The following is a 22,898-nucleotide window of genomic DNA, read 5'->3' as shown; positions in this document are numbered from 1 at the left end:
CTGGTAACTACTGGTAAACGCATTAAAGCGACCATTTCTGTGACTGACGCGTATGACGATACGCAAGTATGAATTAACAACTGAACAGTCATACCTTCCAGACAGGATAAATTTGATTACCGAGTACGTCCGTATTGCAAGTCAGCGTGTTCGCGAATAGCGTGGAGTATTGCAGGCAGTCTGCTGAGTGTTTTTTATTTTCAGCAGATCAGCCTGCAAATTCGATTTACTTCTGCTGCTGGTTGTAACCAACCGGGCGGCTCCAGTCATCGTCGTATTTGATATTCCCTTCGATATAAAACCACTCAATGCCTGAGTAGGAGATGGCGATATTTTCCATCATGCCCGGAGTGTGGGAACCCGGCATATAAGCATGAGAAGCATTTACGGACATGATTACGATGCTGTTAAGCGTAATTCGGTAAATCTCGTATTCGATGCCCGCCTCGTTGATGTCGTAATAGGGGTTCTGTGCCGGAACCGCCGAAATTTCCAGTGCAGCGGATTAGTCGATTTTTGAAGCATGTTTGGCATGTGCTGACGTGTACGTTTATGGTGCCGTGAGTGAGAATTTATCCGTACCCGCTATGTGAAACGTTGCGATTAGTGATTTTTCGCTCCAAACAGCTATTTCTTTGCTGTCCGGTTGACGACGGTCTTACGTACAGGTCGCCGAACGCCAAAAATTATGCGTCACGGAAATTTCGGCGGTTCCGGCGCACAACCCCTTAATGGAACGAACACGAACGACGGAGAACTAACCGTATTTATGCAACCAGCTGTACAACGTCTGGCAGGCTACGCCTAACTCAAGAGCAATATCTTTCACTTTCTCACCCGTTTTCTTTCGTGCCTGCATTCTGGCAACCGCCGACAGTCTTATGCTTTCACTGACTATCTTTATCGCTGCGTTGTGATTGCAGCCGTCTGGTATGCATTTCCGCAATATATTTCGTGCCGAAGGGCTTTTTGCGACCATTCAGAACATTTGCTTCATGCATGGCCTGAGCCAGCGCCATTGGTTCTACTTCGCCGCTGGCGATTTTCTGGCGTATAAATTCCGAATGCTGTCGCCGTTTAGCAAAGCCCGATATCGGGATTTTCTTCATGATCTGCCACTTTTCACGGTACTCCAAAGCCGTCATATTATGGGCGAGCCGGGCATGAGTACCGACAGACGAAAACAGCTTTCCGCACTCCAGACACTGCACATACTCATGGTTATGATGTGCTTCAGCTTCTTCTTTGCTGGAGAATGGTGTGGTACGTAGCGGCACGGGTTTCTGATTACCAACAAACCCTCTCCAGCAGTCCGATAACAGCGGCCATCGTCTGGTAATGAGTTTTTCCAGCACCTCCTCTCGGTACGCCTGCGCACCATGACTCAACCCAGCAGTTTCCCCGGCTTGTCCAGGCAGAAGTCCGGCCAGCCGCAATACAGCATAAGCCGCCCATGAATCCTGATGACGACAGTTCGCAAAAGGTGTACCTGTCCAGGGCGTGAAGCGTTTTTTACAGTTGCGGCATTCATACAGGCGTGGGTCGCGCAAAATGAAATTTTTGGCGGCACACCACGGGCAACATTCTGGTTTCATCACGGGTATAAGACGTAAAAAACCGAGAAAGGCATCGGCCTCTGCATACAGCGCAGCCGGTACATTTTCCCGCCAACTATCAGTCGTCAAAGTCCTTGCCACGTAATTTCCCTATCTTCATCCGCATCGTTTGCGGCATCTGATCTTCATTGTCATCCCGAAGCCCGAGCATGATGTTGTATCCCGAAAAGAGATTCGGGTCGCCAAGCCTCGGACTAGGCAGCAAATGCACCGGAACAGTCAGGTGCAGGCTGGCGTCGTAATCGCATCCCAGATAGGTCTTTAGCAGTTCAAACACATCCTTGCGCAGCTGGCCGCGCGGCATCCATCCCTTTGCTTCCCCGGCATCCTCTGTCTGCATTTCAATGCGCATACAGTAGTTTGCATCTTCAACTTCATCCCCCAGAATCGGACGTTCACCCAGCGTCATTCCCCCGTGAATCGACAGTCGCGCTTTTTCGGCAACTGGCATCCAGACAGGATGATGCGGGATAACCTTTACCTGTGTATTCGGTGCCTGGCTACGGATGACGGCAGTCACACCTTCAGTCGTGTGTGTCGGATGTAGCATCGGCGACAACATTGCCAGCAACCGCGATGGGGGCAATTCCCGACTGTGAGTTACGCCAGTTAGTGCCATCAGACTGCGGGAGAACTTATCCGTGCCGCCGTCTTCAAACGAGGCCGGGTAACTATATTTCTTCCAGACACGGTAGAACTGCGTCATCAACCGATGGTTGAAGATGTCAAGGAAAGCGGCCGTCGCGTCAGTGCCTTCCCGCCCCTGGTTGATATCGTCAATATAGGCCGTCGGTAGTGGCGAATCCACGCCGTACAATCCCAGGAACTTTGTCCTGACGGTCGGCGGGGCATCCGGGCTATCCGGGTCAATTTCGGTACGCTTCAGCTCACTGGAGGGAAATCCCAGATGTGGATCGGGCCTGAAGCGCACCGGGTCGCTGTCAGGGTATAAACCTGTACCCAGCGAATTCCCGCCAGCCTTCTCCAGTAGCTGACAAAAGCGATAAAAATTGAACCGGGCAGTCTGATCGTTACCGTCACTGTCGAGCCAGAATGGCGGCAGGGCTTTCTTGCTGCCTTTGTCGTTCATATCAGCACGCTGTCAATATGGCGCTCCGGCCACGCCCATTCCAGACCACACTCGGTGAGTACCACCGTCAGCTGCGTGAAACGGATAACGCTGGCGTACTGAGTAAAAAACTGTTCCAGCAATTCGCAAAATAATCGGGCATCGCCCATACCGCTGAACTGTGTTTCGTCCAGCCCGACACGGATACGTACTCCGTGCCAGTGGCGGGAAGAATTGAATGCCTGCTCGTAGCTGACGTGTCGTATACCCGCTATCCGGCGACGGTTGTTGTCATCTTCTGTCCAGTTAAACAGCTGCAATACTGCCCGAAGATTTTCCGCATCGCTGATCATCTGGCTCAGGGCGCGGGGATGCAGCTGTGCCATGATATGCCACTGGTGCAGCTGCGATAACGGGGGATAACACGGCATTGAAGGCGCATGCCGGGTCTGGCATTGCAGCGTCTGATTACCGGTTGTGGTCACGCCGTCAAAGACCGCACCATCAAGCGTCATGCGCGAGTAGTTGCCGTTGGTGCAGGTTATATTCATAAATAGCGTGGCATTTTCTTCCTGAAGATCCTGCTCCCCGGACGTACCGCCCAGCATCAGCAGCGTTTCATGCAGACCGCTTACCCCACGCCAGATGCGGGTGTGGAAGTAGCGTTCCGGCCAGACCTCTTTCTGCTGGAGCATCCCGCCCTTATGTCGAAACTGACGAAACGGCACGTACTGGCGCTTGTCCAGCATCTCACTCGCGGCCACCTTATCCACGCTGTAAATTTCGGTGTGATGATCACGCAGTCGGTGTGGCCGAAGCCGATAATCCAGCTTTGTGGGTTCCACCTTCAGGGGTTCAGCGTTGAGAGAAAACAGATTAATGAGCGGTACACAGTGGATGCGCAGAATATCTTCCGGCACGGGGATATCCCGGTTCAGTGGCGTGCTCAGATGAAACTCCAGCTCAAAATCCTGACAATCATCCCCAAGCGGTAGCGTTTCAAGGCCCGTCAGAGTGAAAAACGCAAACCGGGCCGGGAAGCTGAAGTATTCCAGTAACGGACGAACTTCACCGCACAGCGCCGGGCTGTCGCTCTCCGGCCAGACTGACGACCAGTTCTGTTGCCAGCGCGACGACAGTTTGCCATGAAACGGCTGCGGATCGGGATTACCGGTCTGCGGCATGCGCACCGTGATACGTGAAACATGGTGCGTCAGCGCCAGATACAGCATCGACTGCAAGGGGCGATCACCGTGGATATAGAGTGGGATCTGGCTTAAATCAGTCTGAGACGGGTCGGCGTACTGGCTGAATGAAAACCGCAGGATCAGCACCTGATGGCCGTCAGGATTAAACTGTCGCCGGACGTTGTGCAGTTTTAGCGGGTGCAGTACCAGCTCGTCGGTTGTACGATACGGGCAGCGCAGACCGGTATCATCCATTGGCCGGGTCAGCAGTGTGGTGCCTGTGGGGATCACCAGATCCCTGACCTGCGCGACCATGTCCGGGGTCAGCTCGACTACGGCCATCGAAGGTTGTGTGCGGTTAGCTATCGGCAGCAGATGGCCCAGCAGCGGTTCCGTCAGCTCAGGTATATCGTCATCCAGCTTACGGCGCAGCTGTGCCATCATCAGTGAGAAACCCTGGAAAAGCTGTTCCACGGAATCATCGGCTTTGTGTGACATGCGATCGATACCCAGCCGCCGACCGGCTTCCGGATGTTGCTCCGCAAACTCACGCGCCGCCGCTTTCAGCCAGCGCATTTCACTGTCGAAGTATTTCAGAAATTCATGGTCATTCATTCGTTCACCGGTTTCAGCAGCAGCGTGTTGTTACGGACTTCAATGACTCGCGGCTCATCCGGGTCAAGATCATCGCGGTTCAGCACCTGTTTCCATGTGCCACGGGTTCTGTCCGGTTTTCGAAATAACCCGACCACCGCGACAAACTGTGCTTTTTCATCCATCGGGATATCAAGATTGACCGTCTGGCCGGGGTTTACCGTTATCTGGCGCGATGTCAGCAGCGAATCCTTCAGCACCACGTCAGGCTGTGTCAGCAGATCGGTGTATTCCGTATTATCAAAGGTCTTGCGGTCGTTCAGTTGCAGGACGCGTATGCGTAGCGGCATTGCCTGCTGCGCGTCATCGGCGTTAACAGCACTCCGGGCGGCAAAGCTCAGGTGCAGCGTCTCCACTTGCTGGTAAAAGATGGTTTTCGCCACGCTCTCCGTACCCTGTGTTGTTTTCTGATACAGGCCGCAGCTGCTCAACAGCAAAAGTGGCAGACACAACAGCAAACTGCGCGATGGCCGGATGTTCATTGTTCACCTCCAGTACGGGTTCCTGTCGCGACAGTTCCGCCGGTCGAGAAAATCTGCGATGGCAGCACAAATCCGCGCAGGTCGAGCAGCGACAGCGGCCCTTTCCCCAGCTCAGTACGCAGCTGGTAGTTCAGCGCCACGCCGTCCGGCGTGATCCAGGCCACACGGTAGAGGTTGTCACCTAAATTCGTGACCAGCGCTTTGTCCAGCAGACGAATAAAGCCCCAGCTTCCCGGTTCATCGGAATAGAGACGAGCCCCGGTTTTCACTGTGCGCCAGGTGAGCGTGGTCTGAGGTTGCCAGCGATTGTCCGGCCAGGTCAGCATCTGCCAGCTTTCTTCCTGGTTGAAATACTGGAGTTTCTGCCTGTCCAGAGTCAGGTCGGACTCCACCACATCGCGGGAAGGCTTCGCCATCAGCTGAAAATGCAACTCCACGTCGCCATGTGCAAAGGCCACGTTAGCGACACGGGTCAGGCGATTAAGCGCGTTAAGGAACGCCGGGTTAAAAGTCAGCCCCTGGCTGTTCATCGCGTCCGGCACCCACTTATCCCCTTCAAGACGCAGCAGACCACCCAGACGGGTCTTGATAAACTGCGCAATTCGCCCGGTGTCCGACCTCATAAACTGCGCCAGCTCTGGCAGTGAAGCCTCGCTCTGGCGGTCGGTAAACGGATAACGGTCTGCGAACGACGCATTCCATGGGGTCACAATATCGCTTTGCCACTGGCTGTTGAGGCTCTCAGAAGTCGGTGACAGCACCTGTTCCCAGGCCTGAATCATCGGCTGTACAAAAACAGTCTGACCGAACCCGCTCCACTCCTGACCGAGACTTGCCGCGATCAGACTGCCGTAGTCGCGGGTGTCGGTAAGATCGACCGCCTTACCCTGAAACACGGTCAGCGCCAGTGACTGCATCATCGCCTGCGGGTCAGGCGCGTTTGTCACCTGCTGAAGCCGCAGGCGAACACGGGTGATGCGGGTCAGGAAGGTTTGCAGGCTCAGGGTATTCTGTGAATCGTTCCCGCCCGTCAGCGACAATAACGGGCCAAAGGTCGCATCAAGTGGGCCTTGCGCCTCATTGCCTGCCTGCTGAATGGCGGCATTTGTCTTATCACTGTGGATCAGGTTTTTGGCTGAACTTACCAGCGAGTCGGTCAGGTCGCCCCCGGTCTGTCCGGCGCGTCCTTGTACGTTCAGGGTGTTCATCAGCGCAATCAGCGGCGACTGCCGCACATCGGCCAGCAGGGTCAGCTGTTCAATGGACTCTGACAGGCTTCCGGCCTGATGCCATTGCAGACTGTTAAGAAATTTAAGCCACGCACCGGAATAATCAGAGAAGTACCGCGCCGTCAGCCGGGCTTTCAGTGTATCCGGGGAAACCGTATCGGCGGCATCACTGGAATGCTGCGCATCACTCAGCACCCAGTCAATTTCTTCCTGCCGTGATTTCGCCAGCTTCGCGATGGCAGGCTGAACTTCTTCCTCCCAGGCCTTACGTGTAAACACACCCGGTACGGTAATTTCGGTACTGAACAGCTGACTGCTGTCCGTACCGTTGACCATTGCGCTCAGCGTCATATCCGCGTAATCACGGGATATCTGCTCAATCATCTTCTGATAGCGCGTGGATTCCGCATTGCTGGCCCCAATCTGACGTAACAGGGCTGAGCGCATACCGCTGACCAGGCGCATGTCTGGTGTGGTTCGCCACTCCAGATGTGCCGGAAGGTTCTTCATCATAAAGGCCAGCATGCTGTTGCCGACCGCTCGCCATGTGCCATCCTGCACACCCTCGCGCTGCGGCCAGTACTGCATGGTTGTTGCACTGAAGAAGGCCGGGTCTGCTTTATCCGGGCGGGAGAGCATCAGATAGGCCCGAAGCAGGTCATACATGGCTTTCGACTGCGAGGCTCGCTGCGGATCGTCAGGCGGCAGATTGCGCCAGGTATTCATCAGCGAAGACAGGTGCTGGGCCGATGCATCCCGCAGAAGCGGCATAGCGGCCTGCTGCCAGTACGGCCAGAGCGCTTCCAGTACATCATCGTTACGGCTGAGGCCCATGCGCATATACCACGGCGCACCGTACTGCTGCCGGTGTTGCAGGCGTTCAATTTCATGTTGCAGCTGATAAAGCGCCATCAGCCGTTTCGGCAGTGGCTGACGCGTATCCGTGGCACTCTGTGCGAGCTGCTGATCGGCCTGCATCAGACGCAGGTTCGCCGCCCAGGAAAAGACGGTTGCCGCCAGCCAGAACGCCAGCAGGCAGCTACAGGCCAGCAGTAAGGACTTGCGCCACGACACGCCGGTAGCCACCGGTTTTCGCCAGCGCTGTGCGAGCAAATCAAGCCAGGCTTTTCCCGGTTGCCAGGCATGCCGCAAAGAGGCCGCTCCCGAGGTGATGGCCGGGCTGAAGACCATCCCGCCCAGCGGCAGAGAACGTGCGCCTTCTGCCAGTTGCGAAAGCGTGTGCGTCAGGCGTTCTGTGCCACCCTCACGAAGGCTGTGGGCCAGCTGTAACAGGAACGTATGCTTTCGGTCATTGAGCGTCTGCTGCATCCCCTGCTGTACCAGTGCAGCTTCAAGCTGGTTCAGGGAATGACGAAAATCATCGGCCTCATCGCCTGGTGCCGACAGGAAGCCGGTTCCCTGCAACGGAAGTCCTGGCTGTTCCCAATCCGGTGCGTGGGTTTCCCACAACCACAACGGGACTTCCCAGCCCAACTGGTGATACTGTTTTTGCAACTGGCGGGAAACGGTATCCAGGGTGTCATGCGAAAGCGTCGTCTGCGCATTCACGACCCAGACCAGCGCATCAGCCAGACGACGGCGAATTTTGCGCAGTGCTTTTAATTGTGCCGCATCAGGTTCATCCTCCGGACGACCGTGCCACAGCAACAACGCCCCATGCCCTTCGAGCCAGTGCTGCGTCGTCAGCCCCGGAATGGCCTGTTCCACCTCGTTTTCTTCCCCGACGATCAGCATGATGCGCACTTTGCTGCGCCAGCGCCTGCCATACTGGAATCGCAGCTGGGTGGTAATGTCTTTCACCAGCTGATTTTCAGGTGGCCGTTGTTTCTTATTCCCGATAACACCGGTTGCCTCGCGCGCTTTTAGCTTAACCAGCGCTTTCCAGCACAGAATGAACGGCGCACAGAACCAGATGAGAACCAGCCAGACCATCGCAGCCCGGAAAGCAATCTGCCCCGGCAACAGTTCCGGCAGGTCAAAGCTGCTTCCCGCAAAGTAATAGAGCAACGCCCCAAGCAATACCAGCAGGGTTATCGTGATGACGTAGCCAGTGACCAGCCAGAATAATGAGTGACGGGGTTCAGTGCGGGAGGTTTCCACGGGGAACGCAAACTCCTGTAATAAATTGAGATTCCATCAATGTTGCTGTCCAGCCGCAGGTCTGCCCCTGGAGGGCTGACAGCACGGCCAGAGACTGCATGACAAAAGGCGTAACCGGCCCGGCGTTACCCAGCCACGGCATCAGGACATAATCAACGGCTGACCAGCCGGACGGCAAAAGGGTATCCATTGAGGATGAGTCTGCGGCCAGCATGCCTTCAGGCAAACCGCGCAGACCGGCATATCGGCTAAGCTGTTCTGTCAGTTGCACAGGTGTTTCCCCCGCGTCAGGCTGGAGTATTTCGCAGCGCGTCATCAGGGCTTCAGCACGGTGTCCACACAGCCAGGCAAATCCGGCCTCCGAGGCGGTGTATTCCGGTGACGGTTTTGCCTCACTAAAACCCGCGCACAGCAGCAGCGCTTGTTCATCCTCGGGCATGGCATCAATGACCTTGTCCAGCTCGGCAGCGCTTTGCAGGCACAGCACATCCTCCGGCAGGTGAATACCATCGGATTCCAGCACCAGGCTGAACGCAGTCAGGCTTTGTTCATCGCCCAGCCAGCAAAACACCTGCACCGGTCGGGTTTCATTGTCTTCACGCAAACGGGTCAGCACCAGACGGGCCAGATAGCGAGCCAGCAGTACCGCCCGGCTTTCCCGGCCTCCGAGCCCCAACACCTTCGGACAATGCAGCAACGCATTGCCCTGTGGATCATCGACCGCCACCGGAGCAACAGGAAACGGCGGCGACAACAGCGCCTGATGGTCAGCTTCTTTATCGCCCACCGGCGTAATCAGCATCACGGCTTCCACAGGCAACATACGCGAACGGTGTCGCCACCAGGCCCGGACAGAGGACGCAATTTCCTCCCTGTGCGTCTCACGGTTCGAAACGGACTGAAGCCAGACCAGCCAGCGCAGCGCGACGGCCACCGACCAGACAATCAACGGACACACCAGGCTCCAGAACCAGAAGTCAGGGGTGCGGGTGGGCTTACCTTCCGGCCACAGCAGCATCGTCGCCAGCGCGGCCAGAAACAAAATCACCGGCAGCGCACTCCCCCATCGCCGCCAGCGGGCGGGATGAAGTTCGGCATAGTCCGGGTAACGCGGCGGGAAGATCATCCGTGAACATCCATCGTGCTAAGCGAACTGACCAGCGTACAACCGCAGGCGCATTTGTGGCCGTCGAGCGCCACGGCTTTACCATTAACCGTGCTGCCGGACGTTCCCTGCACAATGCTGGTCATGCCGTGCTTATTGCAACGAGCTTTATCCCCCACGCAGGCCACCGGTTTACCGAACGCCTCATAACTGCCGCTCAGCACTTCACCACCGTATTCTTTGAGTACATCCCCTACGCGGATCAGCTTTTTCAGGCTCACAGGACTTTCACCCCCGACGCTTTCAGCATATCGATGGAGGAACTCATCATGGCCTGGTGTTGCTCATTGATGGTGTCTGAGCGGGTCTGTGACGCGACGCTGCCGGGTTCATATCCTGCTGCCGATTGCGCACTGGCGGTCAGGGTCTGCGTCGTACCTGTAGCCAGATCCGTAACCTTGTGGACTTCACCTTGGTACGCCGATTTTGGCTCAACCAGATACACAACCCGGTTAGAGGTCGGCTGTGCGCCAACAACCTTGCCCCCCACTGAGATCAATTGCAGTTTTTTATTAGCCTTGTTACCGCAGTAAATCATGCGATAACGGAAATAGCCGCCCCAGGGTTCGCGGCCACCTAAAGCTGTCTGCATAAACCAGGCGCGAGAGTCATGAATTTGATCGTCGTAGAGGGCCAGTAATTCAGCGCGGGGCTGAGTGCGAATTCCGGTTCCCAGCTTATCGGTGAACAGCTGCGGGTATAACCGGTTGCCGTCTGCTTTCATTTCCAGACATTCCGCAGCATCGTCATCACCATTAATCAGGAATACGGCGTGTTTAGGAATGACATCGAGCGCAATCTGTTTTGTTTGATCCCACCAGTTACCATTAATATCGCGTGCCCATTCCTTATAATCATGCTGGAACTCTCTGGCAGCCTCACGTAATTGAACCTTTGCATCAGAAGGGTCAAAGTCCGGCGGCCCCTGCAAACTCTCATCCATTGGTTTTCGGGCCTTTTTCGCTTCAGCACGGCGCTTGGCAAGCTCCCTTACATCGGATTCATGTTTACTTTTTTGCTGCTCTAAATCCTCTGGGGTTTTGAATTCAGGTGCGTCTTGAAAAAATTGCTGCGCTAGCATGCTTCCGTGAGCATAACGACCAATGCGCCAGGCAGTGATCCAGCCAATCTGGTCGATGATGGCACTTTCAAGGGTCTGGGAGAGCTGGTAGGCACGATAGCTTTTCTGACTTTCAGCATCGGCTTCATTGCCCTGCAACGTGGTATTCAGGAGAGTCTTCCGCCAGATGTTGAAGCGTTTAATGAGTCCAGGATCGACCTCAAACTCCAAAAGACTTTGTTGCCCCATCTCCCTTGAAGGGGATTTACCTTTAATCAAATCAGTTACGCTAGCAGGCTGGCTGGATAATGGTGCTCCCGCGTCGAAAGCAGCTAGGTAAGTATCATGCAAAACTATCTGGGAGAGTATCTCACCTGTTCCACCACAAGATTTCCCCTGGTCACCAGACGGGTAGCCACCTCCCACATCAGAATGCATGCCTGGATAAATAACCTCCTGAGTATTTGATGGATAGCTGCCATTTGGACGACGAATCGAGTCCAGCGGAAAGCACAGTCTCTGCTCATGTGCGGCAACAAAATGGCGGCAGTATTTCATCAGACCAGGGAACTTCCCTTCGTCGGGCAGTTGCTGAGTGTCATCAGCCCATCCCATATGCCCGGCAGCGCCAGGCAGAACATGTGCAGCACCGACTGAGGCAACAGTGTCCAGTAGCCCCAAAAACTCTATGCTCACAGGCAATCCGGCCAGCGTAAGCTGTTGACCATTACGTTGTTCTTTTGGGTCTGGTAGTTGAGTCAACCAGTTAACAAACGTTCGCGCTTCCGCTGCTCCACGGGAAAAGCCATAGATAAACAGTTTAACGTTCAGAAGATGAGGCTTAGCCTGTTCAAGCTGTCCCTGTAGTTTTTTAAGGTAAGGGTTAATCGCATTACGGCGGTTCACTTCACCGGTAATCGGCCAGTGAGCACGCATACCAGGAATTAGCCCTTTAGCCACATCATCATCAAGCCGTTGATGAGTTGGATCTATGGCATAGCTCAGGGCATCAACCAGACGCAACAATCCCCAATTTACCCTGTCTTCCCCACCGGTGGCAAAGGCCAAACCATCATCGCTGTAATCCATCTCACCAATTTTCGGGAACGGGGTTCCAACGCCTGGTATGTAGTAACGGAAATATCCGTCACCATGACCTTCGATACTGGCATGAAATAACTTTGCGATATTGGTCGGATGTGACTTCTGTGTATCGTTGAGTTCGTTATTCCCTGTACCATCAAAAAACAAGCTGATATGGAGGCTTTGGCTACACACAAACCCCAGCTTAACGCCGACCTGGGCGCTAAGCTGCGCTTTAAATTCCTCAGCTTCTTTCATCTGCTTATTATAATTGGCGTTAACCTGAGCTTCTGAAAGCTTTAAGCGACCACCATCAGGGAATTCGGGCGGTGCGAAACACGGTAAGGCCAAACTCATTTCACCGGACATGACACTGGATCCTCCATATGACGTGGTTCTTTGATGGGATAGTTAGGTGTGCCATAACCATCACAGACGGTTGTCACTTTGATTTGATTGCAGGGCAGGAAGTGAACCGTCAAACCACATCGCTTAGCACCGTACTGTGGGATATCGACGATTGTAGAGTGCTTCTGAAAGCTACCTTGAACAGCTGTTTTCCATGCACTGAATTTTGATCGGTCTTCGTAACCCGGAAATGGCGGTGCAGTATGCGGATCAACTTCCCAATCAATCTTCGCTTTTAACCCTGCATACCAGTGAGTCGGCAGCATGACGCAGCAGTATCCCCCACCATCCCCAAATGGGCTTATGTTAGGCCCACCGTACCCGTTGACCTTCACGTAATTGATCGCTGCCGATGTATGGTTTATCCCGCTAATGTCACCAGAGGTATAATCATCGTCATCTTTTGCTTGTGAACATCCTGATATCATCAATAAAACCAATGCCGTAAACCCGGTAATCACCTTCTTCATGTTCATATCTTTATCCTTCAAAATCCTGCAATGCACCGAAATACCCTGCATCGTTAGCCCTGAAGGCGATATCAAGGCAGTGTGCAAAATGGCTTTCCAGGCTGATATTGCTGATGCTTTTTTCCTTCATCAGCGTTTCGGCATCACCGATGCAACCCATCAGGCCGACCTGAGCATCATCTACCCGGCTTAATTCCGGGTCATCGGCCAGTGTGCGCGTGGGTAAGAAACTGCCTGACTTCCAGACAATCTCGCCGTCTCTGTCTCTCCAGCCCCAGAACAGCACGATATTCGTAAATGCGGCCTGTTGTTCTGCGGTGAGAACGTGAGTAAGCAGGGACGGGAAAACCCGGTTATCGTAGTATCGCAGCAGGCCGGTTTGTTCCTCCCACTGCACCTGCGATAAACCCTGCAAGTGGCGGCTCAACAAATCAAAAGCCAGCGGGGAGATCAGCAGCGTCAGGCGCGGCGTGTCCGAGAAGTATTCCAGCAGCTGTTCCAGCCACATCCGGTGGCTCGTTAGCGCAAAATACAGACGCATGACAACCGGTGAATACTCCAGCGTTCCCCCTTCCGGGGTTCCCTCGAACAGCTCAAACCAGAGCGCCTCCGGAGATAACTGGCGCAGGGCATTTTGCAGCGGCTGGTCGGTTCCGGCCTGGTCAACCAGAACATCGATGTAATCCAGCCCGGCTGCGGAACAGAGCGATTCAGCCTGCTGCATCCAGAGCAGGTGCTTTTTGAGTGTTATCGGCGGTGTCGTTGTCATTACCTGTCCTTATCCACGCGGCGCAAAGGCGGCAGCGGCTTCCTGCGCTTTCTTCAGGCAGTCCTTACAGACCGACTTCGGCAAATCTGGCAGCTGTGTTTCAACGCTTGCGGGCGCATCCCAGACGTGCTGACCTTTCAGGCTCAGTTTCCCCGGTGTATGGATCTCGATGCTGCCCTGCGGCGTGATGCGAATTGACGCGCCGCCACAGCCCAGCACAATGCCGTTCTTCGCCGCGAAATGGAGTTCGCCCTGTGTGGACTGCACGGTGACATCCTTCAGGGCCGTTAACCCCATCAGGTCGCCATGCGATTCGATGGTCAGTGGCCCTTTGCCGGACACCATGCGCATCCCTTCCTGCTGCGCGAGCAGTGAAATGGCCTGGCTGGCGTTCAGGGAGAGTCGCTCTCCACTGGCAATATTGGCTTCACCCTGGCTTTGCAGGTGCAGCGTCTGACCGCTGTTAATCAGCACGGATTCCGGGCTGACCACACCAATCCCCTGCGGGGCGCTCAACAGCATGGCCGGAGATTTCAGTTGGTCAACCGCAGCAAGCCAGGCACTCAGATGTGAAACATCAGGCTGAAGGTTGTGATGCGACTGCGTGATAGTACGCCAGTCGTTCATCTGACTGATGGCCCCTTTGACCAGGCTTATCGCCGGAGACATTTCCAGTACCTGACCGGTGGCCGTAGCCTGTGCATCGGCGGTCAGAAAAAGCCCTTTTCCGGCCCGGAGTGTCCCCGTGCTGTCAGTGCGCAGTTCAAAGCCTTCGCCACGTTTGTTACGGGCGCTGTCCACGATATGACCGAGTGACAGCTGGCTCTTGCCGCCATATTCCGTCGATATTTTTACGTGCTCATAACCCCGCCGGTCCTCAAATCTCAACTTATTATTGGCGGGAGTCCGAAGCACGTTTCGCTGATGGTTGTAGAGATTGACGTGATCCTCATGGCGAGAATCATGCATCGCACAAAGGATATAGGGCCGGTCAGGGTCGCCATTGGTGAAGGCAATCATCACCTGCGTTCCGCCAATCAGCGGGAAATGCCAGCCGTAAGCGTTTCCGGCATAAGGTTTTGCCAGGCGCACAGGGAGGCTTTCAAAGCCGGGTTGCCAGGTGGTGTTGAGGTCAAACTGAAAACGCACCCGGTAGCGCCCGGTTTCATCCAGCTCGGCATACTGCGCATTTTCAACCGGGCTTGTGACACGGGCAAGCAGCGTACCGGCGATATGTGGCCGATCCAGCAGAGGTGGTCGGTAAGAAATATGCCTGCGGTTCGGAACCGCCGTGAAGGTGATAAAGTAAGCCGTATCGCGGGAAACGCGGTAAGACGAGGTGGATACCACTAACAGCCCGTCCGGTGCATCCTCCCAGCTCTTACCCTGTGGATGGATAATCATCCCCGGACGAATGTCCATGCCATTCGATTTACCGTCAAAGACAACCTGCTCTGTTAACAGACGTTCACGACGGCGCTTAACGAACCAGCGGCCTTGCTCCGGCTGTTCTGTGGCTTGCCTGCCCTGCTCTTTGTAATTCTCGCCGTAGCGATATTCTTCGCCCGTCAGTGCTGGTTTATCCAGATCGGTTTCCAGCTGAACCTGCATGTCACTCTGGGCTTCGCGGTAGTATTCATCGTTCACCCGCGTTTGCCCGGCAACCGTATGGCGGTTGACCGACACATCCCATAGCGATTCCTGCCCCCCATCAAACAGACCGGATGGGGGGCGAAACGCGATTTTCGGGCCATCGGTAAAGGCGTAACCGGTATCACCCAGCACCAGAACATCGCGCTGATTTTCTGCATCCCATGCGAAATAGTAGAACACGCCAACACGGGCCAGATGACGCTGTATAAAGGCAAGATCGCTTTCGGCGTAGGAGATAAAAAACTCCCGTAGCGGGTACTGCGTATTCAGCTGATAACGGGAGTCGAGGCTGGAAAATTCCCAGCGTTTCAGAATATCTTCGACGGCACCAATGACACTTTTGTTCTGGTAAACCGCATAAGTCAGACTATTACGCAGCAATGCCAGCCTGGCTTCGAGCACCACCACATAACGCGTAATATCGGCAGAACGTTCACATTGCTGGAAAGACGTAATGACCCCTCGTATCACACGAGGATTAACGGCCTGAAAGGGCTTTCCGTCAGGGTAAAACAGGAGTTGTGCCGTAGTGTTAATCAGGATATCTGCGGGAATGTCAGGGGTGGCACAGGTCAGTTCAATCGAGTAGCGCCACGGAGTATTCAGCGCTTCTTCCCCGCTGAAACGCAGCACCGACAGCTGAATATCAGGGCGTTGTTTTTGCAGCTCCGGCACTTTCAGCTGGTAGTGGTTGTAGACCGGAATTTTCCCGCCCTGGAGGGTTAACGTATTTTCGCTCATGACCTGCTTCTCCCTGGTCAGTTGTTATCAGCTCAGCGTGTACCACTGACCGAGCACATAGTGCAGATGGGTGCTCATCGCGCAGGACACAGCAACAATCACCAGTAATCCCAAAAGTTGCATCACCCACGGCGAACGCCGCCAGAAACGAATGTCCGGGCGGCGGTTGCAAACAAATATCGGATGGTTGATTTTGTCTTTGCTGACAGGTAACAGCTCACGCAATTGCTTCAGCAGAGATTGACGCTCGTCATTAGCTTCGCCACCGTCGTGCAAATACCGCCCCTGATAGCCCAGCGTCAGCATGCGGTGATAGCAGGTGAGAATGGCTTCTGAAGGTGCCGGTTCGCGTAGCAGTTTTTTGATATGGTCATAAAAGACATCACCGCCATGAATATTGCCCAGAAAGCGCCCCTGAAGTGGAGTCTCTGACCACCAAACAGATACATCGGTATCTGGCTGTGTCATCACGGCCTCATCCAAAAAAACACAATGTGCGAATTTAAGCTCATCGGCAAGATGGCTGGTCGCACCGGCTTTATTGAGATCTATTTGCACTTGTTCAATCATGTTTTCGCAATGCTGATAAAGGACTTTATCAACCGCAACACCGGGAATATTCCTGATAGCCAGTGCGAGAAGCCATGTGTCCTGAAATAGAGTATCGATGAATGAAGACGTGATGGTTTTCGCTTGCTCATCCATCCCTGAATCGGCTGAAGCCACGATGTTATGTCCATGATAAGAATACGGCTTATTTAGGAACATCGTAATAGACTTGCTACATATTGAGCAATGCCTTAAATGTTTCATTAAATGAGCTGAGTAAGCTAAAGGCTTGTCTGTACCGTGGGGGGGTATGCGTGATTTTCAATTTCAGGCTTTCCATATTTTTCAAACTTTAAATGGTTTTAAAAAAAACAACATACTCAAAGAAAATATTAAATTAATGGAATTTATGAATTCTCGATTTTAAATACTAAAATACCGCTACCCTCTATTTCTTGAATAGCCAGTGATAGGGGTCCGCTTGAAATTCGGAAATTATCCTACGTTTAGAGTTTGGGCTTAACGGGAGGTTTCGTTCCAGTGAGCAAAGCCCCCTGACCGTAAGGGATGTATGGCTTGGTGTACGTAATCGCTCGATTTCGGACACAGAAACGCAGTAGCTCCGCCGTTCGGGGGATGGTCAAAGGGTATCTTGTTTAAAAAATAGTCTTAGCGTGGTTTATTTTCCGTTTCCCAAGCGGACCCCCAAGAGAACAGGCCCCGCATCCTTACCATCATCCCGCGCTGATGCTGCCAGACGTGCATCATTTCATGTAAAAAAAGATGCTGCCCACCAACGCGATCGTTATTAACATGCGGCTGTGAAAAGTCAGGCTCATAAGTACCTTCCTGAAAGTACAATTCGCCGTTGGGCGTCATGGCGTAGTTGTTCTTTTGGAGGTTGAAAGGTAGATAGCTGCTGCGATTGATCCAGACTTCGTTATAGCGGATGGTGAAAGCGTAGAGGGTACGGGCCAAGTTAATCTCACCAAGCGTTAACAGCCGTAACCCGCCTCGGTCTATATCGTTCATTTCCCTAATCATGGGTGGCCTCATCCATTGGTAAAAACTCCTTCATACTCCTTAAACTAAATTTTTTCCTGTTCAAAAATGCGGAAAATATCCGAAATCGTCTCAAACTGCGGCTAACCCTCTCAAAAAATGCACTTAGCGTACAATCCCGTGCGGTTGGGCTTCAGACCCCGTCATTATTAATAGGGAGTCTCGAACAACCTTCCTATATAAGCCCATAGCGACAGCACCGGTTTAGATAAGGCGGCAATCATTGTTGAATGTACTATTGCGGCTGAACGCCGCCGAAGCCCGGCGCAGCCGGTTACATTCTGGTAGATCGCGTTAACCCCCCCTCCCTGCTAAGCCGTCTTTTAGGAAGCCTGAGCAGTGCGAAGGCTGACATTGCGAGTTTACAGACGTGAAGGTTCTGACGGTCGAAGACGCACGGTCATTACCGCGATAAAAACTTAAGGGCGAGTGATAGTCCTCGGTGAGTTTCAGGCAAATATGCCTGCCACTTGTGGCAGGTGCTACCTATAAGAATCAGAGGGTGGTTTCTGTAGCTTAGGTGAATTGTGTTTTATGCCCGTAGCAAAGCGGAGGGAGGTACATTCGGCATGCCAGAGGCTGCCAATATACTCCCCTGTTAAGGGGCTTGTTATGTTCAGAAATAAGGTTCGAAACTATCGATATTGTTCGAAATTAACTGATTATTTAGTAGCCGATGAGCCAGGTGAAAACGGATTGAGCAATAAACTGGCTTCTTAACCGCGAAAATCAGCCTGCGTATGAGGCGATGAGTGATGAAAAAACAGGCTAGAACCGAAAGGGAGGCATTAATGGCCGCGCAGCGGCTGCGTGACGAGGATGGAGATTTAGGTGGTTACTGGGATCGTCCGTCACTGACCTGCTCGCTCAAGAAGCAGTCGATAATAATGCTCCTCATCGGTCACTCGGATTTCAGGGTGCTCCAGGTTGACAGCTTCTTCATGTTTGCGGGTAATGAAAGCTGGAGTGGCCGCAGCAAAACTTAACCAACGGCTTTTCGCTGAAGCAGCTTTTACCGGCATGGACGCTACTTTTTCCTGAATTGCACCTTCTATATTGCTGACCGCCTTACCCTTTTCCTCGATCAGTTCCGGGCTGGTGATCTGCCATTTAATCTTCTTAAGCAATTTCTTCAGTGAATACAGCTTCTCAATGCCGAGATTAAGACGGGATAGTCGAAGCAGATGCCGTTCGTTTTGTTGCTTAAGCGAAGCAGAAAGCCCTTTCTTTCTCGCCCATGCCTGAAAGCGACAAACCATCGTCTTGAGTTCATCCAGTTGCAATCCCTTTGATGTGAAGAAATCAACGTTGAGGAATATCCGCAGCGGCTTATGTTGCCTGGTGTCCTTGTCAAAACCCCGTACAACGTAAACATGCTTCATTTCTTCAATGACACGCAACGCATGAAGCGCGGAATCATAAGCAACACGACCATTCTCGTATCGATGCAGAACACCCATTTGTTTTGCGATTTCCTCAAAGGGAACCATCACTTCAAATGGGTATTCATTGTCCGGGTTGTAGTCACAGTTCGCAGACATCGCAAAGGATAACGCAGTAAGAGCCTCGCGACTTTCGGAGCGAACGCCGGTGCGAAGTGGCTGGGGTTGGAAGTCAGGATCGAACTGCCGTGACCACGGCGTATAACCTTTCTGCCGTAAGGCAAGAAGTGCAGGATTTCTGTTCCAGTCATGGCGAGTAATACTGGCGCATACCCGGCCAGCGATCCCTTTCGGAAATTCACCAATAAAAACAGGGGTATATCTTCGATGAATTTTAGACATCCCTTTACGGAGAGCGTTTAACTCTCCCCTTCGGGACGGTTTGTACCGTACCGAATCCGGGGCATCTTCATGATATAAATTTATATCATGCTGATTTTCTTCAGGTTTCATCCGCCTGCCTGCAATCCATTGATGAATTGAAAGCAGTACCAGGGCTTTATTTTAACCAACAATTTGCTATACTAACCCCGTGACCTTTAGTGTTGACAGTTTGGCGACCGGACAACATTTAAGGTAGTTAGGAGTTGGTACAGCGGTCGGTGTCTGGCACTGCCGCCTCATTTATAGCCCCGGTTATCGAAAGATGCCGGGGCTTTTGCTTTATTAGTTAATCACTTTTACGTCATTACTCAGCAAGCTATCATGGCCGGGAAAACGAGTGTTAAGGAACCGAATAGCAGCCCCTTTCGTGCTGAACTCACGGGTTTTCCGCTTTTCCTTCTGAGTATGTGCAGTGACAAGCTGCGCGAAATCGCCACAACGAGTCTTAAACTGAATGTAGTAAGGTCGTGGAGTGCGACGATCAAAGGCAATCTGAATACCAGCCAGAAAATTTTCTTCCGCTAGTTTCACTGCTGTAGACAGCTTCCAGTTGTACATAAAATCACCTCCAGTACCCACAAACGATCTTCAGGATACTATATTACATACATATAGGGTAGTCGCTGGATTAAAAAATGGTAATATTTGGATCGGGCATGCAGAAATGAGGAAGGGTGAGGCTATGAAAGATCAGTCTAAAGGTGTTAAAGGTTACAAGCAAATCCATCTGAAGAAGTTCAGTAAGACGATTTCGCACAACCTGAAGTTACTGGCTCTCTCGCGAGAGATCAACCTTTATGAACTGCATGGCCAGATCATCGCTGAATATATTAAGAGTGATATTCTGCCTCTGTCTGGGCCACTGGCGACTGACAAAACTTCCTACAATGTGTTTGTCGGACAGGAAGAAATGAAGCGAGTCGAAGAACTGTCAAACCGCCTGCACGTTCCAGAATCCGAAATTTTCTTCTCGGCTCTCGTAAACTTTGCCGATAAACACAATCTAAGCCAGGAACTGTAAGCAGTAAAACCATCCTTTGTCTTATTGCTTTATGGTGAAATGGCAATATAAGTATCTACAACAACTATAACTGGACTAGAAGAATGGGTCATCCTAAAGACTGGAAATATCTGAGGTTAAAGATTGATGAAGACCTCATTGAACAAATTGACAACATAGCCAACACGCGTGGGGAACAAAAAGCTGACGTAGTGGGAGAAACTGTCGATCACTTAGTTCAGAGCCGGGCTGACGGCTCAGCTTCAAAACGTTACTTTTCAAGCCCTGAAAGTGCAGCCTATAAAGGTATCTGGATCAAGCCAGAAACCTATAAAACTGTCTGCATGCTGTCTGACACTGATGATCAAAACCCAAGCAGGGTTATTTACACGGCCATTGTTCGATTTCTTGAAGACCCCTCAGCAAAGTAACCCACTTTAAAATCTCCCTTTTTTTATGCGAACCCGTCAGATATCAGGAATTTATTTCCTGGTAGATGACGGGTTGGACAAGCCACAGGCGCGTCAGTGCATACTCCGAAGTAAACTAATTAAATCAGCCAAAATCCAATATTCACCCTTGAGTTGATTTAATTAAAAACCCTAATCAAATTCACTATTCAGACACACACAACGAGCATAACACTCTGTTTTATAAAGATATGAAGCAAGGTGATTTTCGCAGTTGTCATGATATGAATTTTTATCTCTAATAAGATTGATTGATTTCGAAATCCGTTTATAATCGCTTTTATGATACAAATTTGTTTCATGAAATGACGGGATCTACGGATGAAGCTAAACAAGGTCATGGCATCACTGATAACTGTGATGGGTACTCAAGTACTGACAGGTTACGCATACGCTGACCGGATTATCCAGCGGCCTGCTGGCGCATTTTACATTGTGAGCGATGAGGAAGCTGCACAGGCTTTTGACCGCAATAACTATGGCTTTTTTGTGCTCCCCCCTACCCCAACTAAACCGGTCTATAACCGTGCTCCTTCACAAAAGAAGCACACTAAAAAAGCCGGAAGTAAATCTCACAAAAAACAACAACCCACTAACCCTGCGCCGTGTGTCCCGGTTCAATGCCCGGTGGTTCCGGCGAAGCCTGTTACGACCATCGAACCTGCTGAGTCAATCTTCTTACGACTGGAGAAAGCGAAATAATGAACTTCAAGAAAACCATTCTTACCGCCTCAATGGTACTGGCTATGAGTTTTGGATTTGCGCATGCGCAAACTGAGAAAGCATCTGCTAATGACACTGAGGCGCAATCCCTGAAAGCGGCGCAAGACAAGTTGGCCGCATCATTTAGCGGTATGACTATCTCTGGTTTTAAACCGTCTCCGATCCCAGGCATCTTCGAATTCCGAACCGGCAGTAACACCATTTACTTTTACCCGCCTGAAGGAGAAAAAAAAGGCGTACTGATTATCGGTGAAATGTTCGATGAAAAAGGTAAAAACCTGACTGACGAAAGCAAAATGGCCGGGATGACGGATACTCTGAAATCTTTGCCGCTAGACTCAGCGATTACCATCGGGCCTAAGAACGCACCGGTCATCTACGAGTTTACCGATGCAGACTGTCCTTACTGCCACGCGTATGACACCTGGATGCAGGCTTACTCGAAAGACCACCCGGTTCAGCGCAAATTAATTTTCTTTAACAACCCCAGCCATCCTTTGGCTTTAGCAAAAGCGAAACACATTATCTGTTCCGAAGATAAAGACGAAGCCTATCGCTATGTCTTCTCTGGCGAACTTCCACATAACCCAGACGGTGCTAATGCTATCCAGATGGCAAAGCAAAACGCCCTGAAAACTTGTAAGGAGGCCGACGAGGTATTATCCAAACACGCTCAAATTATCCAGGCTGTCGGTGTCAATGGAACACCATCATTCCTGTTTAATGTCGATTCAAATCCAAACCTGATTGTCGGCTTCTCCCAGCAAAAAATTGCGGAAGCAATTACACAACTGGAGAAAGACGCGGCACCGAAAATCACCAAACCTTCTGATAAAACCGCTAAATAAACTGGAGTAAAAAGTATGCTGACTGTCAGTAAAAATAATTTTCAGGTATTGCTGTGGCACAAGACTGCTTCAAATAAACAGTCTTATCTGGCTCAGTTGCGTGAGTTTTTAACTAACACTCCGCAAGCCCGTCTTGTAACGCTGTTCTTTTTGTCACTGGCTGGAATGGTTATTTGCCAGGAAGCCTTTGCATTTGCTGCACCGGCTGTGGGGTCGTTCGGTTATAACGTCTACGACATCGCGTTTAATAAAATCGCCACTGGCCCGGTAGGTTTTGTTGGTGGCGGCTGGCTCATTGCAACTGCCGCTACAAAAATGAACGAAGGCTGGACACGAGCGTTACCTTATGCGATTGGCGGCTCTTGTCTTTTCAAAGTTGAAGAATTGACTACCTCTCTGGGTGCGATTTTAAATTAAGGAACGCTGGCGATGGATTACGGTTTTAACGAGGGGCGTTTATTCCGCTACCCACACCAACCCATTCAGATATTTTGGTTTGACCGTGATGAATGGCTGATGCTTGTTGTTAGTTATATTGCAAGTATGCAATTTGGGGGGATTACATGGGCCATCGTTTTCCCGTTATCCATCGCTGCGATCAAAATTAAACGAACAAAAGGGCGAGGATTCTTTCGCCATACGCTTTATCGGTTAGGTTTTGTAGAAATTTACGGGTATCCAAACTCGTCAGCAAAGAAGCTGGAGGAATAATA

22 protein-coding genes are annotated in these 22,898 nt (G+C 51.9%); 6 read left to right on the top strand and 16 right to left on the bottom strand.

Going from position 1 to position 22,898, the window contains the following annotated elements; genetic code table 11:
- Window positions 1-226: 226 nt before the first annotated feature.
- The 16 genes from D8682_RS00595 to D8682_RS00515 all read right to left on the bottom strand — a co-directional run bounded on the left by D8682_RS00595 (window position 227) and on the right by D8682_RS00515 (window position 19,702).
- Window positions 227-394 (bottom strand): hypothetical protein, encoded by a 168-nt coding sequence (locus tag D8682_RS00595; protein ID WP_238392749.1) that lies wholly within the window; start codon window positions 392-394, stop codon window positions 227-229.
- A gap of 493 nt (window positions 395-887) precedes the next feature.
- Window positions 888-1,685, bottom strand: coding sequence for a MucR family transcriptional regulator (locus D8682_RS00585; protein ID WP_121813173.1), 798 nt, complete (start codon window positions 1,683-1,685; stop codon window positions 888-890).
- Entirely contained in the window at window positions 1,675-2,706 is a 1,032-nt protein-coding gene (gene tssG / locus D8682_RS00580; protein ID WP_121813172.1) for a type VI secretion system baseplate subunit TssG, read from the bottom strand. The genes D8682_RS00585 and tssG overlap by 11 nt, the downstream gene beginning before the upstream one ends.
- On the bottom strand, window positions 2,703-4,487 hold the full coding sequence (gene tssF, locus D8682_RS00575; protein ID WP_121813171.1) for a type VI secretion system baseplate subunit TssF: 1,785 nt from the start codon (window positions 4,485-4,487) through the stop codon (window positions 2,703-2,705). The genes tssG and tssF overlap by 4 nt, the downstream gene beginning before the upstream one ends.
- Window positions 4,484-5,008 carry a type VI secretion system lipoprotein TssJ gene (gene tssJ / locus D8682_RS00570; RefSeq protein ID WP_121813170.1) on the bottom strand — a complete coding sequence of 175 codons (525 nt, stop codon included), beginning with the start codon at window positions 5,006-5,008 and terminating at the stop codon, window positions 4,484-4,486. The genes tssF and tssJ overlap by 4 nt, the downstream gene beginning before the upstream one ends.
- A complete protein-coding gene (locus D8682_RS00565) occupies window positions 5,005-8,358 on the bottom strand; it encodes an ImcF-related family protein (protein WP_121813169.1) in 3,354 nt (1,117 codons plus the stop codon). Before D8682_RS00565 ends, tssJ begins: the two co-directional genes overlap by 4 nt.
- Window positions 8,339-9,484, bottom strand: coding sequence for a hypothetical protein (locus D8682_RS00560; RefSeq protein ID WP_121813168.1), 1,146 nt, complete (start codon window positions 9,482-9,484; stop codon window positions 8,339-8,341). Before D8682_RS00560 ends, D8682_RS00565 begins: the two co-directional genes overlap by 20 nt.
- Window positions 9,481-9,738, bottom strand: coding sequence for a PAAR domain-containing protein (locus tag D8682_RS00555; RefSeq protein WP_121813198.1), 258 nt, complete (start codon window positions 9,736-9,738; stop codon window positions 9,481-9,483). The genes D8682_RS00560 and D8682_RS00555 overlap by 4 nt, the downstream gene beginning before the upstream one ends.
- Before the next feature lie 2 nt (window positions 9,739-9,740).
- A complete protein-coding gene (locus tag D8682_RS00550) occupies window positions 9,741-12,035 on the bottom strand; it encodes a DUF2235 domain-containing protein (RefSeq protein ID WP_121813167.1) in 2,295 nt (764 codons plus the stop codon).
- On the bottom strand, window positions 12,020-12,550 hold the full coding sequence (locus D8682_RS00545; protein WP_370090659.1) for a DUF3304 domain-containing protein: 531 nt from the start codon (window positions 12,548-12,550) through the stop codon (window positions 12,020-12,022). Before D8682_RS00545 ends, D8682_RS00550 begins: the two co-directional genes overlap by 16 nt.
- A gap of 4 nt (window positions 12,551-12,554) precedes the next feature.
- On the bottom strand, window positions 12,555-13,313 hold the full coding sequence (locus D8682_RS00540) for a DUF4123 domain-containing protein (protein ID WP_121813166.1): 759 nt from the start codon (window positions 13,311-13,313) through the stop codon (window positions 12,555-12,557).
- Window positions 13,314-13,322: 9 nt separating this feature from the next.
- A complete protein-coding gene (locus D8682_RS00535; RefSeq protein WP_121813165.1) occupies window positions 13,323-15,707 on the bottom strand; it encodes a type VI secretion system Vgr family protein in 2,385 nt (794 codons plus the stop codon).
- A gap of 27 nt (window positions 15,708-15,734) precedes the next feature.
- Entirely contained in the window at window positions 15,735-16,433 is a 699-nt protein-coding gene (gene tssL, locus D8682_RS00530) for a type VI secretion system protein TssL, short form (protein ID WP_162302952.1), read from the bottom strand.
- Between the two features lie 492 nt (window positions 16,434-16,925).
- Window positions 16,926-17,288 (bottom strand): DUF4157 domain-containing protein, encoded by a 363-nt coding sequence (locus D8682_RS00525; protein ID WP_238392747.1) that lies wholly within the window; start codon window positions 17,286-17,288, stop codon window positions 16,926-16,928.
- Between the two features lie 881 nt (window positions 17,289-18,169).
- The gene (locus D8682_RS00520) at window positions 18,170-19,213 is read right to left on the bottom strand and encodes a hypothetical protein (RefSeq protein WP_121813163.1); all 1,044 of its coding nucleotides are present in this window, start codon (window positions 19,211-19,213) and stop codon (window positions 18,170-18,172) included.
- Window positions 19,214-19,426: 213 nt separating this feature from the next.
- Window positions 19,427-19,702: a hypothetical protein gene (locus D8682_RS00515; RefSeq protein WP_121813162.1), complete on the bottom strand. Its 276-nt coding sequence runs from the start codon at window positions 19,700-19,702 to the stop codon at window positions 19,427-19,429.
- 124 nt (window positions 19,703-19,826) lie between these two features.
- On the opposite strand from D8682_RS00515, the gene D8682_RS00510 reads away from it, so the two are divergent.
- The 6 genes from D8682_RS00510 to D8682_RS00485 all read left to right on the top strand — a co-directional run bounded on the left by D8682_RS00510 (window position 19,827) and on the right by D8682_RS00485 (window position 22,896).
- Window positions 19,827-20,165, top strand: a complete 339-nt coding sequence (locus tag D8682_RS00510) for a hypothetical protein (RefSeq protein WP_121813161.1) — start codon at window positions 19,827-19,829, stop codon at window positions 20,163-20,165.
- 83 nt (window positions 20,166-20,248) lie between these two features.
- Window positions 20,249-20,575 carry a hypothetical protein gene (locus D8682_RS00505; RefSeq protein WP_121813160.1) on the top strand — a complete coding sequence of 109 codons (327 nt, stop codon included), beginning with the start codon at window positions 20,249-20,251 and terminating at the stop codon, window positions 20,573-20,575.
- A 360-nt stretch (window positions 20,576-20,935) separates the two neighbouring features.
- Entirely contained in the window at window positions 20,936-21,316 is a 381-nt protein-coding gene (locus tag D8682_RS00500) for a hypothetical protein (protein ID WP_238392746.1), read from the top strand.
- On the top strand, window positions 21,316-22,185 hold the full coding sequence (locus D8682_RS00495; RefSeq protein WP_121813159.1) for a DsbC family protein: 870 nt from the start codon (window positions 21,316-21,318) through the stop codon (window positions 22,183-22,185). Before D8682_RS00500 ends, D8682_RS00495 begins: the two co-directional genes overlap by 1 nt.
- A gap of 15 nt (window positions 22,186-22,200) precedes the next feature.
- The gene (locus tag D8682_RS00490) at window positions 22,201-22,602 is read left to right on the top strand and encodes a conjugative transfer protein TraE (RefSeq protein WP_121813158.1); all 402 of its coding nucleotides are present in this window, start codon (window positions 22,201-22,203) and stop codon (window positions 22,600-22,602) included.
- 12 nt (window positions 22,603-22,614) lie between these two features.
- Entirely contained in the window at window positions 22,615-22,896 is a 282-nt protein-coding gene (locus D8682_RS00485) for a hypothetical protein (RefSeq protein ID WP_121813157.1), read from the top strand.
- Window positions 22,897-22,898: the final 2 nt, after the last annotated feature.

Origin of the sequence: Buttiauxella sp. 3AFRM03 (genome assembly GCF_003675305.1) — a bacterium.
GTDB lineage: Bacteria > Pseudomonadota > Gammaproteobacteria > Enterobacterales > Enterobacteriaceae > Buttiauxella > Buttiauxella ferragutiae.
The sequence above is the reverse complement of the archived record's forward strand: the minus strand, read 5'-3'. Positions and strand labels throughout refer to the sequence as shown.

Coding starts and splice junctions, on each gene's coding strand:
- D8682_RS00595 (WP_238392749.1), bottom strand. CDS start 394: ATGTCCGTAAATGCTTCTCATGCTTATATGCCGGGTTCCCACACTCCG.
- tssG (WP_121813172.1), bottom strand. CDS start 2,706: ATGAACGACAAAGGCAGCAAGAAAGCCCTGCCGCCATTCTGGCTCGAC.
- tssF (WP_121813171.1), bottom strand. CDS start 4,487: ATGAATGACCATGAATTTCTGAAATACTTCGACAGTGAAATGCGCTGG.
- tssJ (WP_121813170.1), bottom strand. CDS start 5,008: ATGAACATCCGGCCATCGCGCAGTTTGCTGTTGTGTCTGCCACTTTTG.
- D8682_RS00560 (WP_121813168.1), bottom strand. CDS start 9,484: ATGATCTTCCCGCCGCGTTACCCGGACTATGCCGAACTTCATCCCGCC.
- D8682_RS00550 (WP_121813167.1), bottom strand. CDS start 12,035: ATGTCCGGTGAAATGAGTTTGGCCTTACCGTGTTTCGCACCGCCCGAA.
- D8682_RS00545 (WP_370090659.1), bottom strand. CDS start 12,550: ATGAACATGAAGAAGGTGATTACCGGGTTTACGGCATTGGTTTTATTG.
- D8682_RS00540 (WP_121813166.1), bottom strand. CDS start 13,313: ATGACAACGACACCGCCGATAACACTCAAAAAGCACCTGCTCTGGATG.
- D8682_RS00535 (WP_121813165.1), bottom strand. CDS start 15,707: ATGAGCGAAAATACGTTAACCCTCCAGGGCGGGAAAATTCCGGTCTAC.
- D8682_RS00525 (WP_238392747.1), bottom strand. CDS start 17,288: ATGAACGATATAGACCGAGGCGGGTTACGGCTGTTAACGCTTGGTGAG.
- D8682_RS00520 (WP_121813163.1), bottom strand. CDS start 19,213: ATGAAACCTGAAGAAAATCAGCATGATATAAATTTATATCATGAAGAT.
- D8682_RS00515 (WP_121813162.1), bottom strand. CDS start 19,702: ATGTACAACTGGAAGCTGTCTACAGCAGTGAAACTAGCGGAAGAAAAT.
- D8682_RS00510 (WP_121813161.1), top strand. CDS start 19,827: ATGAAAGATCAGTCTAAAGGTGTTAAAGGTTACAAGCAAATCCATCTG.
- D8682_RS00505 (WP_121813160.1), top strand. CDS start 20,249: ATGGGTCATCCTAAAGACTGGAAATATCTGAGGTTAAAGATTGATGAA.
- D8682_RS00500 (WP_238392746.1), top strand. CDS start 20,936: ATGAAGCTAAACAAGGTCATGGCATCACTGATAACTGTGATGGGTACT.
- D8682_RS00495 (WP_121813159.1), top strand. CDS start 21,316: ATGAACTTCAAGAAAACCATTCTTACCGCCTCAATGGTACTGGCTATG.
- D8682_RS00490 (WP_121813158.1), top strand. CDS start 22,201: ATGCTGACTGTCAGTAAAAATAATTTTCAGGTATTGCTGTGGCACAAG.
- D8682_RS00485 (WP_121813157.1), top strand. CDS start 22,615: ATGGATTACGGTTTTAACGAGGGGCGTTTATTCCGCTACCCACACCAA.